The 20,581-nt window shown below is 74.4% G+C and carries 1 protein-coding gene; it reads left to right on the forward strand.

What is annotated here, in order from left to right; all coding sequences use genetic code 11:
• Positions 1–6 precede the first annotated feature (6 nt).
• Complete coding sequence (locus tag ACH4D5_RS19605) at positions 7–20,514, forward strand: non-ribosomal peptide synthase/polyketide synthase (RefSeq protein ID WP_398303901.1); 20,508 nt, start codon at positions 7–9, stop codon at positions 20,512–20,514.
• Positions 20,515–20,581: the final 67 nt, after the last annotated feature.

Genomic DNA, 20,581 nt, shown 5'->3' on the forward strand with positions numbered 1-20,581 from the left:
ACGACCATGACGTCTTCGACCCCTTCGAACCCCGCTTCGAACTCGGCCTCGGGCCCCGCCGACTCCGCACGGCCGTCCCGGCGGGCCCGCGCCGAGGCCCTGCCCGAGGAGATGCGGGAAGCGCTGCGACGGCGGCTCGCCGGCCGGGCGGCCGGTGGTGCCGCCCCCGCCGCCCGGCAAGGCATCCCGCGCGCCGACCGGGAGCGCCCCCTGCCGCTGTCCTTCGCCCAGCAGCGGCTGTGGTTCCTGGACCGGCTGCGGCCCGGCGACGCCCGCTACAACAGCGCGGTCGCGCTCCGCCTCACCGGCGCGCCTGACCAGGAGGCGCTCGGCAAGGCCCTGACCGCCGTCGTGGCCCGGCACGAGGCGCTGCGCACCACCTTCGAGGAGACCGACGGCCGCCCGGTGCAGCGCGTCCACCCGGCGGGTCCTGTGCCGCTGCCGGTCCGGGACGTCGGTGACCTGGACAAGGACCTCCTGTCGGAGTACTCCCGGCCCTTCGACCTGCGCAACGGACCGCTGCTGCGCGCCCTGCTGCTGCGCGAGTCCGCGACCTCCCACGTCCTGCTGCTGACGGCGCATCACATCGTCACGGACGGCTGGTCGATGGGCGTCGTCCTGGACGAGCTGTGCACCGCCTACGACGCCCTCGCGCAGGGCGGCGCGCCCGCCCTGCCGCCGGTGGCCACGCAGTACCCGGACTTCGCGGTGTGGCAGCGTGCCCGGCTCTCGGGCGCTCGCCTCGAAAGCGAACTCGCCCACTGGCGAGAGAAGTTGGCGGGAGCGGTGGCGCCCGAGCTGCCTCTCGACCGGCCGCGGCGCGGCGAGGAGGCGGGCGAGGGCGCCGTGAGTACCTTTGCCGTCCCTGCCCCGCTGACCGCGCGCCTGCGCGACCTCGCGAGAGAGCAGCACACCACCCTGCACACCGCCCTCGTCGCCGCCGCCCAGGCGCTGCTCGCCCGCTGGTCCGGCCAGGACGACATCACCGTAGGCTCCCTCACGCCCGGCCGCTCCCGCACCGACCTGGAACGCACCGTCGGGTTCTTCGTGAACACCGTCGTGCTGCGCACCACGGTCGACGCGTCCGGGTCCTTCCGCGAGCTGATCGCCCGGGCGGCCGAGACGGTGGGCGACGCCTTCGCCCACGGCGACACCCCGTTCGAGCGGATCGTGGAAGCGGTGGGCGCGCACCGTGAGGCGGGCCGCAACCCTCTGTTCGACGTACTGGTCCTGCTGCACCCCGAACCGCCCGCCGCGACCGCCCCGCGAGGGCTCACCACCACCCCGGTCACCGTGCCCCGGCACGCGGCCACCTTCGACCTGAGCATCGAGTTCGTACCGGAAGGGGACGGCCTGACCGGTCTCCTCGAGTACCGCACCGACCTGTTCGACGCGGCCACCGCCGAGCGGATGACCGGACAGCTGATACGCCTGCTCGAAGGCGCCTGCGCCGCGCCGGATCGCGCCCTCGGCAGCCTCCCGCTGCTCTCCGAGGAGGAGACCCGGCGCGTCGTCCACGACTGGAACCCGGCCCCGCTCCCCGTCACGGACACCACTTACCCCGAGCTGTTCGAACGCCGGGCGGCCCGTACCCCCGACGCCCTCGCGCTCGTCGCGGGCGGCGAACGCCTGGACTACGCCACACTCAACGCCCGCGCCAACCGGCTCGCCCACCACCTCATCGCCCACGGCGCAGGCCCCGAACAACTGGTCGCCCTGCGGCTGCCGCGCACCGCCGACATGATCGTCGCGATCCTCGCCGTCTGGAAGTCAGGCGCGGGTTATCTCCCTCTGGGTCCGGCTCTGCCCGAGGAGCGGGTCCGGTTCCTGCTGGACGACGCCCGCCCGGCCCTGGTCCTCGACGAACCGGCCCTGCGTGCCGTGCCCGCCGAGGCCCCCGAAACCGACCCCACCGACGCCGAGCGGCGCGTCCCGCTGCTGGCGGACCACACCGCGTACGTCATCTACACCTCCGGCTCCACCGGCCGCCCCAAGGGCGTCGCCGTCACCCACCGCGCGGCGGCGCACCTGCTCGCAGCCCACCGGGCCGGCTTCGTCGCCGAGGCGGGCGGCGGCCCGCTGCGGGTGGCGCTCACCGCGTCGTTCTCCTTCGACACCTCCCTCGAAGGCGTGCTGCTTATGGCCGACGGCCACCCATTGCACCTGGTCGACGAGACGACCCGGATGGACCCGGCCGCGCTGGTCGAGTACGTCGTCGAGCACCGCGTCGACTTCCTCGACGTCACCCCGTCCTACCTGCGGCAACTGCTGCCCGCCGGGCTGCTCACCGACCCCCGGCACCACCCCCGCGTCCTCATGCTCGGCGGCGAGGCGGTCGGCCCCGCGCTCTGGCGTGAACTGGCCGCCCACCCGGACGTGACCGCCCACAACTTCTACGGCCCCACCGAGTGCACGGTCGACGCGCTGTCTTGCCGTATCGACGGCGGGGACCGCCCGCTGGTGGGCCGCCCCCTGCCCGGAGTACGGGCGTACGTCCTTGACGACCGGCTCCGGCCGGTGCCGCCCGGTGTCGGCGGCGAGCTGTACCTCGCGGGCGGCCAGCTCGCCCGCGGCTACGCCGGCCGGCCGGGGCTGACCGCGGCCCGCTTCCTGCCCGACCCGTTCGGCGGGCCGGGGGAGCGGATGTACCGCACCGGCGACCTGGCCCGCTGGACCGCCGACGGCCGCCTGGACTACCTCGGACGCGCCGACGACCAGGTCAAGGTGCGCGGCCACCGCATCGAGCCCGGCGAGATCGAGGCCGCCCTGCTCGCGCTGCCCGCCGTCGTCGCCGCCGCGGTCGTCGCCCTGCCGGACCCGCACGGCCACACCCGTCTCGCCGCCTACGTCGTCCCCGTGCCCGACGCGCCCCGGCCTGCCCCCGCCGACCTGCGGGCGGCTCTGCGCGAGGTGCTGCCCGACGCCCTTGTGCCGTCCTCCTTCACCTCACTGGACGCGTTGCCGCTGACCACCAGCGGCAAGCTGGACCGCCGCGCTCTGCCGACACCGGAAAACACCGCGGAGGAGCGGGAGTTCGTCGCCCCGCGCACACCTGGCGAGGAGACCCTGGCCCGAATCTGGGCCGAAGTGCTCGGGGTCGCCCGGGTCGGCGTCACCGACAACTTCTTCGAGCTGGGCGGCGACTCGATCCTGAGCATCCAGGCCGTCTCCCGCGCCCGCGCGGCGGGCCTGCACATCGGCTCGCAGGACGTCTTCCGCCACCAGACGGTCGCCGACCTGGCCGCCGCCGCGTCCCGCCGTACCGCCGCCGTGCCCGCGCCCCGGCGCCCGCACGAGGACGGGCCCGCCCCGCTCACCCCCGTACAGGAGTGGTTCTTCGCCACGCACGGGCCGCTGCGGCACTTCACCATGTCGATGCTGCTCGACCTTCCGTACGACCTCGACGAACGCGCCCTGGACCGGGCGCTGCACGCCGTGGTGGCCCGCCACCCGGCCCTGCACACCCGCTTCACCCACACCGACGGGGCCTGGCAGCAACACCCCGGCACCGGCCCCGCGACCGGACTGCTCACCCGCCACGACCCCACGACCCCGCCCGCCGAAGCCGCCGAAGCGGCCCGCGCCGCCCTGGACCCGGCGACCGGCGCCCTGCTGCGCGCGGCCCTGCTGCCCGGTGGCGAACGGCCGCAACTCTTCCTCACCGCCCACCACTTGGCGGTCGACAGCGTCTCCTGGCGCGTCCTCCTCGCCGATTTGGAGCACGCGTACCGACAGGCCGCTGCGGGTGAGGAACCCGCGCCCGAGCCCGAGCACACCCCGTTCGCCGACTGGGCGCGGACCCTGACCGAACGGGTCCGGGCCGGCGACCTCGACGCCGACCTGCCCCACTGGACGCAGGAGGCGCAGGCGCCGCGCACCCCGCTCCCCGTCGATCTGCCGGGCACCCCGCTCGCCGGGTCCGTGCACACCGTCAGTACGCGCGTGGACCGGGACACCACCGAGGCACTGCTGCGGCGGGTGCCGGGCGCGTACCGCACGCAGGTCAACGACGTGCTGCTGAGCGCACTGAGCCGCGTACTGGCCGACTGGACAGGCGCCGAGCACGTGACCGTCGCGCTGGAGGGCCACGGCCGGGAAGAGGAACTGGACGAGGGCGCCGATCTGTCCCGTACGGTCGGCTGGTTCACCACCCAGTACCCGGTCACCCTCACTCCTGCCGGACCGGACGACTGGGGGACCACTCTCAAGTCCGTCAAGGAACGGCTGCGCGCCGTGCCCCGCCGCGGCCTGGGCTACCAGGCGCTCGGCCACCTGGGCTCACCCGCGCCCGAGGCCCGCGCGCTCGGTCAACTGCCGCTGCCCGACGTGTGCTTCACCTACCACGGGCAGTGGGAGGCGGCTGCCGGAGGCGACTTCGCGCCCGTCGCCGACGTGCCCGGCCGGGACATGGGCCCCGACGCGCCGCTGGACCACCTCCTCGACGTGTCCGCCCTGGTCACCGACGGCCAACTGGAGATCACCTGGCACTACAGCGACCAGGTCCATCAGGAGGGCACAGTCCGGAACTTGGCCGACGGCATGGTGCGGGCGCTCGCCGCCATCGCCGAGCACTGCGCCCGTCCCGGCACGGGCGGACGTACGCCCTCCGACTTCCCGCTGGCCCGCCTGGACCAGGCCGGTGTGGACCGGCTCGTCGGCGACGGCCGTGACGTCGAGGATCTGCTGCCGCTCACTCCGCTCCAGGAAGGCATGCTCTTCCACCGGCTGGTCGGCGGAGACGACGATGTGTACGTCGACCAGGCCGCCCTGCTCCTCGAGGGCGTCAGCGACCCGGACGCCCTCGCCCTGGCTTGGCAGCGGGTGACCGACCGCACCCCCGCCCTGCGCACCTCGGTGGTGTGGGAGGGCGTCCCGGTGCCGCTCCAGGTCGTGCACCGGCGCGTCGAGGTACCCGTCGCCCAGTTGGACTGGCGTGACGTGGACGCGGGGGAGCGGACCGAGCGCCTCGACCGGCTGCGCGCCGACGACCTCGCGCGCGGCCTCGACCTCGGCACGGCACCCCTGATGCGGCTCACCCTCGTCCGCCTCCCCGATGCCCGGCTGCACCTGCTGTGGACCTCCCACCACCTGATCCTGGACGGCTGGAGCCTCGCCCAGGTGCTCACCGACGTATCCGAGGAGTACGGGGCACTCACCACCGGCGCCGAGCCCCGGCCGTCGGCGCGGAGGCCGTTCGGCGACTACGTGCGCTGGCTGGCCGACCGGGACACCGAGGCCGCCCACGCGCACTGGCGGACCGTCCTCGACGGGTTCGCGACCCCGACCCCGCTGCCCGTCGACCGAGTCCGGCGCCCCGGGCACGAGACCCGGTCCGCCGACGTGCACACGGGCGCCTTGTCCGACGACATTTCCGCCCGCCTTGCCCACACCGCCCGGACCGCCGGACTCACCCTCGGCACCGTGGTGCAGGGCGCCTGGGCGCTGCTCCTGTCGCGCTACAGCGCCGAACGGGACGTGCTGTTCGGCACCACCGTCTCCGGACGGCCCGACGACCTGCCCGGCGCCGAGTCGATGGTGGGCATGTTCATCAACACGCTGCCCACCCGGGTCCGCGTGGACGGCGACCGCACGGCCGCCGCCTGGCTCCGGGAACTCCAGGAGGAGCAGGCGCAGGCGCGCCGGTTCGCGGCGGTGTCCCTCGCCGAGCTGACCTCGCTGAGCGACGTACCGGCCGGCAGCCCGCTCTTCGACAGCATGGTGGCCTTCGAGAACTACCCCTTCGACGAGGCTCGTTCGGCCACCACCGGGATACGCCTGGCCGACGTCTCCTCCCGCGACGCCACCAACTTCCCGCTGGTGCTGCGGGCCTACCAGGGCGAGCGGTTCGGCTTCGACCTCGCCTACGACCCTCAGCTGTTCGACGCCACGACCGTACGCGCCCTCGCCGACCGGCTCTGCCTGCTGCTCACGGAGCTGGCCGACGACCCGGACCGGCCCGTGCGTTCCCTGGCCTGGACCACCGCCGAGGAACGGCGGCGGATGCTCACCGACTGGAACGGCACCGAGGAGGGCAGGCCCGCCGACACCCTGGACGCGCTGTTCGCCGCCCAGGCCGCCCGCACCCCCGACGCCGAGGCGCTCACCTGCGGCGACGAACGGCTCGACTACGCCACCCTGGACGCGCGGGCGGGCCGTCTCGCCCACAAGGTCGTCGAACTCGGCGCCGGGCCCGAGACGTTCGTCGCCCTCGCGCTGCCCCGCTCCACCGACCTCGTCGTGGCCGTCCTCGCCGTCCTCAAGACCGGCGCCGCCTACCTGCCCATCGATCCCCGGCTGCCCGAGGAACGCGTTCGGCACCTGCTCGCCGACGCCGGACCGGTCGCTCTGGTCACCACGCAGCAGACCGCGCCGATCGTCCCGGACGTGCCCCGCCTGCTCCTCGACGACCCGGAGGTGTCCGCCGACCTGGCCCGCCGCCCGGCCGCAGGACCGGCCCCGCGCGCACTGCCCGAGAGCCCCGCCTACGCCATCTACACCTCCGGCTCCACCGGCCGTCCCAAGGGTGTCGTCGTCCCGCACGCCAACGTGGTCCGGCTGTTCACCCGCACCCGGCACTGGTTCGGCTTCGGAGCCGACGACGTGTGGACGCTGTTCCACTCGTACGCCTTCGACTTCTCGGTGTGGGAGCTGTGGGGTCCGCTGCTGCACGGCGGCCGGCTCGTGATCGTCCCCGAGGACACCGCCCGCTCCCCGGAGGACTTCCTGCGCCTGCTCGCCGACGAACAGGTCACCGTCCTCAACCAGACGCCGTCCGCGTTCTACCCGCTGATCCGCGCGGACGCCGAACTGCCCAGCGCGGGCGACCGGTTGGCGCTGCGCACCGTCATCTTCGGCGGTGAGGCGCTGGACGTGGGCAGGCTCGCCGACTGGTACGCACGCCACCCGGACACCGCGCCCCGTCTGGTGAACATGTACGGCATCACCGAGACCACCGTGCACGTCACGTACGCGGACCTCGACAGCTCGAACGCCCACACCGCCGCCGCCAGCCCCATCGGCACCGGCATACCCGACCTGCGGCTCTACGTCCTCGACGACACGCTCCAGCCGGTGCCGCCGGGCGCCGTGGGCGAGCTGTTCGTGGCCGGTGAGGGGCTGGCGCGCGGTTACCTGAACCGGCCAGGGCTGACCGCTACCCGCTTCCTCGCCGACCCCTTCGGTCGGCCGGGCACCCGCATGTACCGCACCGGGGACCGGGCCCGCTGGCGCGCCGACGGCACCCTGGAGTACCTGGGCCGCGCCGACCAGCAGGTCAAGATCCGCGGTTACCGCATTGAACCGGGCGAGATCGAGGCCGCCTTGCATGGCCACCCCGGCGTCGGCGCGGCCGCCGTAGGCGTGTACGAGGACTCCGCGGGGACGCGGCGGCTTGTCGCCCACGTCGTCGGTTCCGGCACTGGGGAGCGCCGGGAGTGCGCCACGCCGCCGCCCGCCGCCGAACTCCGCGCGTACCTCGAAGGACTGTTGCCCGCGCACATGGTGCCTGCCGCCTACGTGCCGCTGGCCGCCCTGCCGCTCACCGCCAACGGCAAGCTCGACCGCCGTGCCCTGCCCGCACCCGGCCCCGACGGCTTCGCCGCCGACGGCACGCGGACCCCGCCGAGCACCCGTGCCGAGCGGCTCGTCGCCGCCGCCTGGACCGACGTACTCGACACCGACGAGGTCGGCGCCGACGACGACTTCTTCGCCCTCGGCGGCGATTCCATCCTCGCCGTCCGTGTCACATCCCGGCTGCGCGCCGCCTTCGGCACGGACGTCTCGCCCCGCATGCTGTTCACCCACTCCACGCTCCGCGATCTCGCCGCCGCCCTCGGCGAGCCGGGCGGCGCGGACACCGCCGACGTCATCCCGGCCGCCGACCCGGACGTCCCGGCGCCCCTGTCGTACGCCCAGCAGCGCCTGTGGTTCCTCGACCGGTTCGAGCCGGGCAGCACGGAGTTCACGACTCTGTCCGTGCTGCGGCTGCGCGGTCCGCTGGACTGTGCAATCCTGCGCACCGCCTTGGACGGCCTGGTCGCCCGGCACGAGGCGCTGCGGACGACGTTCGCCGAGCACGACGGTCAGGCCCGGCAGATCGTCCACCCGCCCCGGCCCGTGGACCTGCCGGTCCTTGACCTCCCGGACGACGCCGCCCTGGACACCCTCGTGGAGCGGGTCGCCACCACCCCCTTCGACCTGGCCACCGGCCCCCTGCTGCGGGCCCATCTGGCGCGCTTCGCCCCCGAGGAGCACGTCCTCGTCCTGGCCGTGCACCACATCGTCACCGACGGCTGGTCCGTCGGCGTACTGGCCCGGGACCTGGGCGAGCTGTACGCGGCCGCCCTGGAGGACCGCCGCCCGCAGCTGCCCGAGCTCCCCGTCCGCTACGCCGATTACGCGGCCTGGCAGCGTTCCCGCGCCGACCGCTCCGACACCGAACTCGCGTACTGGCGCCGGGCCTTGGACGGCGTAACCCCGCTGGAGCTGCCCACCGACCGGCCGCGCCCCGCCGTCCGCACCCGCGACGGCGCCCTGCTGACCTTCACCCTGCCCGCCGCGCTCACCGAGCGGCTGCGCGAGCGGGCACGGGAGGCCGACGCCACCCTCTACATGACCCTGGTGGCGGCTTGCCAGACCCTGCTCGCCCGGTGGGCGGGCCAAGAGGACGTCACCGTTGGCACCGTCACCGCCGGCCGCGAGCGGGCCGAACTGCACGACCTGGTCGGCATGTTCGTCAATACGCTGGTGCTGCGCGCCCGGATCCGCCCCGGTGTGCCCTTCCGGGAACTGCTCGCCGAGGTGCGCGACACCGCCCTGGAGGCGTTCGCCCACCAGGAGGTGCCCTTCGAGCGCGTGGTGGACGCCCTCCAGCCCGAACGCGACACCAGCCGCACCCCGCTGTTCCAGGTCATGGTCGCCCTGCACAACCTCGGCGCCGAGCCGCTCCGGCTGCCCGGCCTGACGGCGGAGCCGGTGACCCCGCCGGTGCGCGTCGCCACGTACGACCTCGCCTTCGACTTCGTGGAGGGCGACGACGGACTCACCGCCCACCTGGAGTACAACACCGGCCTTTTCGACACCGACACCGCCGAACGCCTCGCCACCCGGCTGCGCGTTCTGCTTGAGGCCGTCGCCGCGGATCCCGGGCAGAGCGCGGACCGGCTGCCGCTGATGACCGACGACGAGCGGCACCGCGTGCTGCGCCAGGGTGAGGGCATCCGCCTGCCCGAGCCGGACACCACCTTCCCCGCCCTGTTCGAGGCCCAGGCCGCCCGCACACCGGAGCACACCGCCCTGGTCGCCCGCGACGCCACGCTGGACTTCGCCGCGCTGAACCAGCGCGCCAACCGGCTCGCCCACCACCTCATCGCTCAAGGCGCGGGGCCCGAAGATGTGGTCGCGGTCCGGCTGCCGCGCACCAGCGACCTGATGGTGGCGGTGCTCGCCGTCCTCAAGGCGGGCGCCACCCTGCTCTGCCTCGACTCCGAACTCCCCGTCGAACGCCAGGAGTTCCTCCTCGCCGACGCCCGCCCGCACACCCTGCTGACCGGCCTCGACGCGGTGCCCTGGGACCGGCTGTCCGCCCACGACCCGACCGACGGCGACCGCGTCCGGCCCCTGCTGCCCGAGAACACCGCGTACGTCATCTACACCTCGGGCTCCACCGGCCGCCCCAAGGGCGTCAGCGTCGAACACCGCAACCTGGTCAACCTCTGCCACGACCACCGCGCGGGCCTGCTCGCCCCGCACACCGCCGACGGGCAGCGGCTGCGGGCCGCGCTCAGCGCCTCCTTCTCCTTCGACACCTCCTGGGAAGGACCGCTGCTCCTCGCCCTCGGCCACGAGGTCCACCTGATCGACGAGGACGTACGCCTGGACCCGCGGGCGTTCTGCGCCCAGGTCGCCGAACACCGCCTCGACCTGGTCAACGTCACCCCGTCCTACCTGCGCGAACTCATCGCCGCCGGGCTGCTCGCCGCCGACCGGCACCACCCGCGCCTGCTGCTCGTCGGCGGCGAGGCCGTCACCACGGCCGACTGGCGCGACCTCGTGCGCGCCGAACAGAACCTGGGCGTGGCGGTGTACAACATGTACGGGCCCACCGAGACCACCGTCGACGCCGTCTACGGCCGCTGCTCCGACCAGCCGCATCGTCCGCTCATCGGCCGCCCCGGCGGCAACCTGCGCGCGTACGTCCTCGACGGCGCCCTGCGCCCGGTGCCGCCCGGCACGCCCGGCGAGCTGTACCTGGCCGGGGCGCAGGTCGCCCGCGGCTATCTGAACCGGCCCGGCCTCACCGCGGCCCGCTTCCTCGCCGACCCGTTCGGGGCGCCCGGCGAGCGGATGTACCGCACCGGCGACCGCGCCCGCTGGGACCGCGACGGCCTTCTGGAATTCCTGGGCCGGGCGGATGAGCAGGTCAAGATCCGAGGGTTCCGCATCGAACCAGGTGAGGTGGAGGCCGCCCTCCTGGACCACCCGGACGTCGCCGACGCGGCGGTGGCCGCCCGCGAGAACGCCGGCCGCCTCATGCTCGTCGGCTACGTCGTGCCCGCCACCGCTGACCGCGTGCCGTCCCCGGACGACCTGCGCCTCGCACTGCGCCGCACCCTGCCCGACCACATGGTGCCCGCCGCGTTCGTCCCGCTGGCCCGCATACCGCGCACCACCAGCGGCAAGACGGACCGGCGCGCCCTGCCCGCCCCGCCCGCACAGCCCGACAGCGGCACGCCCTACGTCGCTCCCCGGGCCGGCACGGAGGAACGCCTGGCCGCGATCTGGGCGGAGGTGCTCGGCGTCGAACGCGTCGGCGCCCGCGACAACTTCTTCACGCTCGGCGGCGACTCCATCCTGAGCATCCAGATCGTCTCCCGCGCCCGGCAGGCAGGACTCGCCCTCGCCACCAAGGACGTCTTCCGCCACCAGACGGTCGCCGAACTCGCTCTGTGCGTACGGGAGGCGGCCCCGCAGCAGGATGCTGTCGAGGAGCCTGCCGAGGCGCCGCTCACCCCGATCCAGCGCTGGTACCTGGACGGCCGCGACCCGGGGGAACGGCGGCTCCGCTTCACCATGACCCAGCGCCTCGAACTCGCCCCTGACACCACAGGACCGACGCTCCGGGCCGCCACCGACGCCCTCGTACGCCACCACGCCGCCCTGCGCACGCGATTCCGCCGCACGGCCGACGGCTGGCGCCAGGATGTGCTGCCCGAGGCGCCGGACGGCGTCTTCACCCGGCACGACGCGGTCGGTCTGGACGACGCGTCGTTGGAGGCCGAGGTCCAGCGGCTGACGGACGAGGCGCAGGCCGCTCTCGACCCCACCACCGGACGGGTCGTCAGCGTCCTGTTCTTCGACCGCGGCCCCGGACAGCCCGGGCAACTGGTCGTCACCGCGCATCACTTGGTCATCGACGGCGTGTCCTGGCGCATCCTGATCGCGGACCTGGAGACCGCCCAGCGGGCGGCGGCGGACGGCCTGCCCGTGGAACTGCCTCCCACCGGCACGTCGTACGGCCACTGGGCGACCCGACTGGACCGGCACACCCGCTCCGGCGGACTCGACGCCGACCTGCCGTACTGGACTCGCACCGGCACGGCACCAGCCGAACTGCCCGCAGGCCGACCCGGCCCTAACACCCACGGCACCGCCACCACCCTCACCGTCACCCTCGACGCGCGGACCACCGACGCCCTGCTGCGCGAGGTCCCCCCGACCTACCGCACCCAGGTCAACGACGTCCTGCTCAGCGCCCTCGGCCGCACCCTGGCCCGCTGGTGCGGACGCGACACCGTCCTGCTGGGCGTCGAGGGCCACGGGCGCGAGGAACTGTTCGCGGACGTGGATCTGTCGCGGACCGTCGGCTGGTTCACCGCCGAGTTCCCGCTCGCCCTGCGCGTCGCCCCGGACGGCGGCTGGCACGACACTCTCCGCTCTGTGAAGGAACAGCTGCGCGCGGTGCCGCTGCACGGCCTGAGCCACGGTGCCCTGCGCCACCTCGTGCCCGGCAGCCCGCTCGCCACGGCCCCAGCCCCGCAAATCGGCTTCAACTACCACGGCCAGTGGGACACGGACACCGCCGACGGCCTGTTCCGTGGCGCCCTGCCCCCGGCGGGCCGCGACACCGACCCGGACGAACCACGGCCCTACCTCCTGGACATCACCGGCGTGGTCCAGGAGGGGCAGCTCGAACTCGGCTGGACCTACCCGGCCGCCGTCTACGACCACGCCACCGTCGAGCGACTCGCCGAGGACATGCTCACGGCCCTGCGGGAGATCGTCGCGCACTGTGCCCGCCCCGAGGCGGGCGGCCGCACCCCCTCCGACTTCCCCCTCGCCGACCTCGCCCAGGAACAGCTCGACCGGCTCCTGGGCAACGGCCAACACGTCGAGGACGTCCTGCCGCTCACGCCGCTCCAGTCCGGCATGCTCTTCCACGGCCTCGTGGACACCGAGCACGCCTACTTCGACCGCACGGCCGTACGCCTGTCCGGCGTCGCCGACCCGCAGGCCTTCGCCGCCGCCTGGCAGCAGGTCGCCGATCGCACCCCGGTGCTGCGGACCAGCGTCCACTGGCACGGCCTGCCGCACCCGGTCCAGGTCGTCCACCGCCACGCGGAACTGCCCGTCCGCCACCTCGACTGGCGCGCGCTCACACCCGCCGAGCGCGCCTCGGCCACCGATCAGCTGCTCGCCGAGGACCGCGCCGCCGGAATGGACCTCGGCACGGCGCCGCTCACCCGGCTCGCCCTGGCCGCCCTGCCCGGCGACGAGGTGCTGCTCGTGTGGTCCACCCACCACATCGTCCTCGACGGCTGGAGCACCGGGCAGCTGCTCACTGAAGTGTGCGAACGTTACGCCGCACTCACCGGCGGACCGGACCAGGCGCCCCCGCTGCGGCGGCCCTTCGCGGACTTCCTGCACTGGCTGGGGGAGCAGGACGAGGCGGCGGCGGAGCGGCACTGGGCCGACGCCCTGGATGGGTTCACCGCCAGGACCCCGCTGCCGTACGACCGTACGCCCACCGAGGCCCACCGGGCCCGCTCCGCGGCGGCCGTCCACCACGAGCTGGACGACGGTCTCTCACGGCGACTGCGGGAGACCGCCGCCCGCGCCGGACTCACCGTGAACACGGTGGTGGAGGGCGCTTGGGCGCTGCTGCTCGCCCGCTCCGGCGGACGCGACGACGTGGTCTTCGGCACCACCGTCTCCGGCCGCCCGGCCGAACTGCCCGGTGTCGAAGGCATGATCGGCATGTTCATCAACACGGTGCCGACCCGGGTCCGCATACCCGGCGGGCCGGTGCTGCCGTGGCTGCGCGACCTCCAGGAACGGCAGAGCGACGCCCGCCGCTTCGACTTCCTCGCCCTGCCTCGCATCCAGGCCGTGAGTGAAGTCCCTTCCGGCGAGGCGCTGTTCGACAGCATGGTGGTGTTCGAGAACTACCCCGTGGACGAGTCGGCGACGGCTCGCACCGGTGTCCAGGTCGAGGAGGTGCGCGCCGACGACGCCACCACGTTCCCCTGGTGCCTCCGCGCCCACCTGGCCGAACGGCTCGGCTTCGACCTGGCCTACGACCCCGACCTGTTCGACCCCGCCACCGCCGAGCGGGCAGCTGCCCGACTGGCCGGACTGCTCACCGCCCTCGCCGACGGGTTCGACACCGACCTGACCGACCTGGACGTGCTCGCCCCGGCGGACCGCGAGCTGCTGGCCACCTGGAACATCACCGCCCGCCGGACCGCGCCGCGCAGCCCCGTCGACCTGTTCACCGAGCAGGCCCGACGCACGCCAGACGCACCCGCGATCCACGACGGCGACCGGCAACTGACCTATCGTCAACTCAATGACTGGGCACACTCGCTGGCCGCCAGGCTGCGGGCCGACGGGTTGGCCCCCGAGGAGCGGGTGGCGCTGCTCCTCGACCGCTCCGCCGAACTGGTCGTCGCCCAGCTCGCCGTCCTCATGGCCGGCGGGGCCTATGTCCCCGTCGACACCCGCGCCCCCGAGGAACGCCGCCGCACCTTGCTCGCCCAGGCGGGCGCGACCCGCCGGCTCACCGCCGTGGAGGTAGCGGCGGCCCGGCCCGGGACCCCGCAGCGAGACGGTCGGCCCGTGCCGACCATTGACCCCGACCAACTCGCCTACGTGATGTTCACCTCCGGGTCGACCGGGCTGCCCAAGGCGGTCGCGGTGCGGCACCGGGACGTGGCGGCGCTGGCAACCGACAGTCGGTTCACCGGCGGGGTGTGCGACCGTGTGCTGCTGCACTCGCCGGTGGCGTTCGACGCCGCCACCTTCGAGGTGTGGGCGCCGCTCCTCAACGGCGGCTGCGTGGTCGTGGCGCCGGGCGGCACCGTCGACGCGGCCTCGCTGCGCCGGATCGCCGCCGACGGCGGACTGACCGCGCTGTGGCTGACCGCCGGTCTGTTCCGGCTGCTCGCGCAGGACGCGCCCGACTGCTTCCGTGGCCTCGCGCAGCTGTGGACCGGCGGTGACGTCGTACCGGCGCAGGCCGTACGCCGGGTGCTCGACGCCTGCCCCGGCCTCACTGTCGTGGACGGCTATGGCCCCACCGAGACCACCACCTTCGCGACCTCCTTCGCCCTCACCGACCCGGCGGCGGTGCCCGGCACCATCCCCATCGGCCGGCCGCTGGACGACATGCGGGCGCTGGTCCTCGACTCCCGGCTGCGGCCCGTACCGCCGGGCTGCCCAGGTGAGCTGTACCTGGCCGGGGAGGGGGTCGCCCGGGGATACCTGGGCCGACCCGGCGACACCGCAGGCCGCTTCCTCGCCGATCCGCTCGGTCCGCCCGGCGCCCGCATGTACCGCACCGGCGATCTGGCCCGGCGGCGCCCGGACGGCACCGTCGAGTTCCTCGGCCGCGCCGACGACCAGGTGAAGATCCGGGGCTTCCGGGTGGAGCCCGGCGAGGTCGAGGCCGTGCTCGCCGCCCACCCGGACGTCGTCGACGTGGCCGTCCTGGCCCGCGAGGACCGCCCCGGCGCCAAGCGGCTCGTCGCCTACGTCGTCGGACCGGCCGGTGAGGACGGCGAGGCGCTGCGGGCGTACGCCGCCCGTACCCTGCCCGACTACCTCGTGCCCACCACCGTCGTCCCGCTCACCGCGCTGCCGCTCAGCCGCAACGGCAAGGTCGACCGGGCCGCCCTGCCCGCGCCGGACGCCGACGCCGCGCCGTGCCGCGAGCGGGTCGAGCCCCGCACCGAGGCCGAGCGTCGCACAGCGGACGTCTTCGGCGAGGTGCTCGGCAGCGAACCGCCCGGTGTGGAGGACGACTTCTTCCAGCTCGGCGGCGACTCGATCCTCAGCATCAGGCTCGCCTCCCGCCTCGCCGAGGCCTTCGGCACCGACCTCACACCGCGCGCGGTCTTCACCCACCCGACACCGGCCGCCCTGGCCCGCCTGCTCGGCGAAGACCGTCGGGGCTCCGGCCGCCCGGGGCTCGTCCCGGTCGCCCGCGACGCGGTCGCACCCATGTCGCACGCCCAGCAACGCCTCTGGTTCCTGCACGAGTTCGAGCCCGACAGCGCCGAGTACGTCACCACACTCGCTCTTCGGCTGCGCGGCACCCTGGCCGCAGACGCGCTGCGCGCCGCCCTCGGCGCGGTGGTGGCCCGGCACGAGTCGTTGCGCACCACTTTCGACAGCATCGACGGGCATGGGATTCAACGTGTCCACCCGCCCCAGGGCGTGCCCTTGCCCGTGCACGACATGTCCCGGCTCGACGCGGGGGAGCAGGAACCCGCCGTGCGCCGACTGCTCGCCGAGGAACGCCTCCGCCCCTTCGACCTGCGCGAAGGTCCGCTGCTGCGCGCCTGCCTGCTCCGGCTCGCCGAGGACGACCACGTACTCACCCTCACCCTGCACCACATCGTCACCGACGGCTGGTCCACCTCCGTCCTGCTCGGCGACCTCGCGCACTTCTACCGCACCGAACTCGGCGTAGAGGTAGGTGAATTGATGCCTCTGCCGGTTCAGTACGCCGACTACGCCCACTGGCAGCGCACCACCGGCGACACCGAGGCCGACGGGCACCTCGCCTACTGGAAGGAGCAACTGGCCGACACCGCACCGCTGGAGCTGCCCACCGACCGGCCCCGGCCTGCCGTCCGCACCAGCGCCGGCGCGAACACCCGGCTGGTCGTGCCCGCCTCCACCGCCCGGCGGCTCACCCGGATCGCCCGCGACCACGGCACCACCCTGTTCACCACGCTCGTGGCCGCCGCCCAGAGCTACCTCGCCCGGCTCTCCGGCAGCGAGGACATAGCCGTCGGCACCGTCAACGCCGGCCGCGACCGGCCCGAGACGCAGGCCCTCGTCGGCTTCTTCGTCAACACCCTGGTGCTGCGCTCCCGGGTCGAGACCGACCGGCCGTTCACCGCGTTCCTCGGCGACGTACGGCAGACCGTCATGGACGCCTTCGCCCATCAGGACGTGCCGTTCGAACGGGTCGTGGACGAGGTGCAGCCCGTCCGCGACACCAGCCGCAGCCCGCTCTTCCAGGTCATGGTCGTCCTCCAGAACACTCCGGCCGTCGCCCTCGACCTGCCCGGCCTGGACGTCACCGACGTCGAACCGGAGTCGGAGCAGACCGCGTTCGACCTCACACTGGAGTTCGCCGAGACCGACTCCGGCGAGCTGCACGCCCTGCTCACCTACAACACCGACCTGTTCGACGCGGCCACGGCCGACCGGATGGCGGGCCAGCTCGGTACCCTGCTGCACGCCGTCGCCGAGGACCCCTGCCGTCCGCTCGGCGCGCTGCCACTCGCCTCCGACGACAAGCGAGGGGACCTGCTGGCGCAGGGCCGGGGCACCTTCCGCCCCGTGCCGGAAGCCACCCTGCCCGCCCTGTTCGAACGGCAGGCGGCACGTACCCCGGATGCCGTGGCGCTGATCGACGGCGACCGGGAGCTGACGTACGCCGACGTGGACCGGGCCGCCAACCGGCTGGCCCACCGGCTCGTCCGGGACGGGGTCGGACCCGAGCGTGTGGTGGCCCTCGCGCTGCCGCGCTCGGCGGCGGCCGTGGTCACGCAGCTCGCTGTCACCAAGGCCGGTGGGGCCTTCCTGCCCGTGGATCCCGATTACCCGCCGCAGCGAAGGGAGTTCATGATCCGAGACGCGGGCGCCCACCTGGTCCTCGACGATCCGGCCGAGGTGTGGTCCACCGAGGGGCCGGACACGGCACTCACGGACGCCGACCGCACCATCGCCCTCACCCCTGCCCATCCCGCCTACGTCATCTACACCTCAGGCTCCACCGGCACGCCCAAGGGCGTCGTGGTCACCCACCGGGGCCTCGCCTCCTTCGCCGCTGCGGCCGCCGAGCAGTACGCGGCGGGACCCGGCGACCGGGTGCTCCAGTTCGCCTCCCCGAGCTTCGACGCGTCCGTACTCGAACTGTGTGTTTCCCTGCTCAGCGGGGCCGCGCTGGTGACGGGCGAGGAAGGGCCACTGGTCGGGGAGCGGCTCGCGGAAGTGCTGGCCGAACGGCGTGTCAGCCATACGCTGATCCCGCCGGCGGCACTGGCCACGCTGCCGCCGGAGAGCGCCGCCGCCCTGCCCCACCTGCGGACCCTCATCGTCGGCGCCGAGGCCTGCCCGGCCGACCTGGTCGACACCTGGGCTCCCGGCCGCCGCATGGTCAACTCCTACGGCCCGACTGAGGCCACCGTGGTCGCCACCTGGACCGGCCCGCTGGTCGCGGGCACCGGTACCCCGACCATCGGACGCCCGTCCGGCGCCACGCGCGTGTACGTGCTCGACGCCGCCCTGCGCCCCGTACCGCCCGGCGTGACCGGCGAGTTGTACATCGCGGGGCCCGGCCTCGCCCGCGGCTACCTGGGGCGGCCGCAGCTCACCGCCCAGCGGTTCCTGCCCGACCCGTTCGGCGCGCCGGGGGAGCGGATGTACCGCACCGGGGACCTGGTCCGCTGGACCGCGGACGGGCGGCTGCGGTTCGCCGGCCGCGCCGACGACCAGGTCAAACTGCGCGGCTTCCGCATCGAGCCCGGGGAGATCGAGAGCGCGCTGCGGCGCAGCCCGCTGGTGCGGGACGCGGCCGTGGTCGTCCGCGCGGGGGAGGGGGCCGGCGCGCCGGCCCGGCTCGTCGCCTACGTCGTCCCGACACCGCCGTCCGCTACGACACCGGCTCACCCTGATCCGTCGGGGGCCGGCTCCTCGGGCACGGAACCGTCGGGCGCCGATCCGTCGGGCGCCGGTTCGTCGGGCGCCGGTTCGTCTGGCGTCGGCTTCTCGGGCACCGATCCGTCGGGCGTCGACCCGTCCGGCACCGACCCGTCCGGCGCCAGCCCGTCGGGCACCGGCCCGTCGGGCTCCGGTTCGTCGGGCACCGGTTCGTCGGGCACCGGCTTCTCGGGCACGGAACCGTCAGGCGCCGGTTCGTCGGGCACCGATCCGTCAGGCGCCGGCTTGTCGAGCGCCGATCCGTCCGGCGCCGACCCGTCCCACACGGGCTCCTCGGGCACCGACCCGGCCGCCACCGGGCCGTCGGGCGCTGAACCGCCCGTCACCGCCCACCCCGATCAGACCGGAACCGGCACCTCGCGCACCGACCCGCCCGAAAACGCGGCCTCGGGCGCCGACTTGTCCACAACGGGTACCCCGGGCGCCGACTTGCCCGGGATGGGTTCCCCGGGCGCCGACCTGCCCGGAACGGGCGCCTCACGCACCGCTCCGCCCACCCCCGCCCTGCCCATCGCCGAACTGCGGCTGCACCTGGCCGGGTCGCTGCCACCGCACATGGTGCCCTCAGTCTTCGTGCCGCTCGACCGGCTGCCGCTCACCCCGAACGGCAAGACCGACCGGCGGGCGCTGCCCGCGCCCGGGCCCGCCCAGGCCGCCCACGGTCCGCGAACCGCGCCGCGTACCGACACCGAACGCCGTATCGCCCGGATCTGGGCCGATGTGCTCGGCATCGAGGAGGTCGGCGCCGACGACAACTTCTTCGCGCTCGGCGGCGACTCCATCCTGAGCATGCAGGTCGTCTCCCGGCTGCGCCGCGACGGACTGCACGTGGCGACCCGGGACCTGTTCACGCACCAGACCGTCGCCGAACTCGCCACCGTGGTCCGCACCACGCCCCGGCGCTCCGCCGGCGGCCCCGTGACCGGCGAGGTACCGCTCACCCCGATCCAGGAGTGGTTCCTCACCACACCCCGCGCGGCCCACCACCACTTCAACCAGTCGGCACTGCTGGAACTCGACGGCCGCCCCGACCCGGGGGCGCTGCGCGCCGCGCTCGACGCCCTCCTTGAGCACCACGACGCCCTGCGCATGCGTTTCACCCAGGACGAGCACGGCTGGCGGCAATTCAACCCACCACCCGCCGCAGGCGACGACATCCTCGTACGTCACGACCTGACGGGTCTGTCCGCCGAGGAGGCCGACGCGGCGATGGCGAAGGCCGCCGACGAACTCCACGCCGGCTTCGACCTGGCCCGCGGCCCGCACCTGCGGGCAGCTCTGTTCACCGGGGACCCGGGCCGGCCCGCGTACCTCCTCCTCGTCGCGCACCACCTGGTCGTGGACGCCGTCTCCTGGCGCATCCTGCGCGACGATCTGGAGAGCGCCTACCGACAGGCCCTCCAGGGAGACCCGGTCGCGCTGGGCGAGCGCGGCACCAGCTTCCGCACCTGGTCCCGGCGCCTCGCCGAACACGTCGCCGAGGGCGGCCTCGACCACGAACTGCCGCACTGGGAGCAGACGACGGGCGCCGAACCGGCCCCCGCCACCGCCCCCGCGGACCCGGCCACCGCCACCGGCGACGAGCCGGCCGCCACGGTGAGCGTGGAACTCGACGAGGACGACACCACGGCCCTGCTGCGCTCCGCGCCCACCGCCTACCGCACCCGCGTCAACGACGTACTGCTCGCCGCGCTCGCCCTGGCACTGGCCCGTTGGACCGGCCACGACCGGGTCCGCCTGGACCTGGAGGGCCACGGCCGGGAGGACCTGCTCGACGACGTAGACCTCTCGCGCACCGTCGGCTGGTTCACCACCGTCTACCCGGTCGCCATCCAGGTGCCCGGACCCGGCGACCTCGGCCCGGACCGCGACTGGCGATCCCTGGTCAAGGCGGTCCGCCGCCAGCTGCGCGCCGTGCCCGGCAACGGCATCGGATACGGCGCCCTGCGCACCTTCGGCTCGCCCGAGGTCCGCGAACGCCTCGGCGACCGGGCCCACAGCCAGGTGGTGTTCAACTACCTCGGCCAGTGGGACGCGCGCCCCGAGACGGCGAACGGCGGCCTGGTCCGCGCCGAACACGGCTCCTTCGGACAGGACCACGACCCCCGGGACCCCGGCTCGCACCCGGTGGAAGTCGTGGGCGCGGTGCAGCACGGCCGACTCGCCTTCACGTGGCACCACCGGCCGGGCCTCCACGACACGGCGACCGTGCGCCGGGCAGCCGAGGACTTCGCCGAGGCCCTGCGCCACCTCGCCCGGCACGCCCGGGGAGGCAGGTGACGACACTCCGCCCCCGCGAGGCACCGTCCAGGCGGACCGCCCGGCACAGCCCTCGCGCACCCCGCGC

It is taken from the genome of Streptomyces sp. NPDC018029 (assembly GCF_044327655.1).
Lineage (GTDB): Bacteria > Actinomycetota > Actinomycetes > Streptomycetales > Streptomycetaceae > Streptomyces.

Excerpts from the sequence above, each read along its gene's own strand:
- ACH4D5_RS19605 (WP_398303901.1), top strand. The coding sequence starts at position 7 with ATGACGTCTTCGACCCCTTCGAACCCCGCTTCGAACTCGGCCTCGGGC.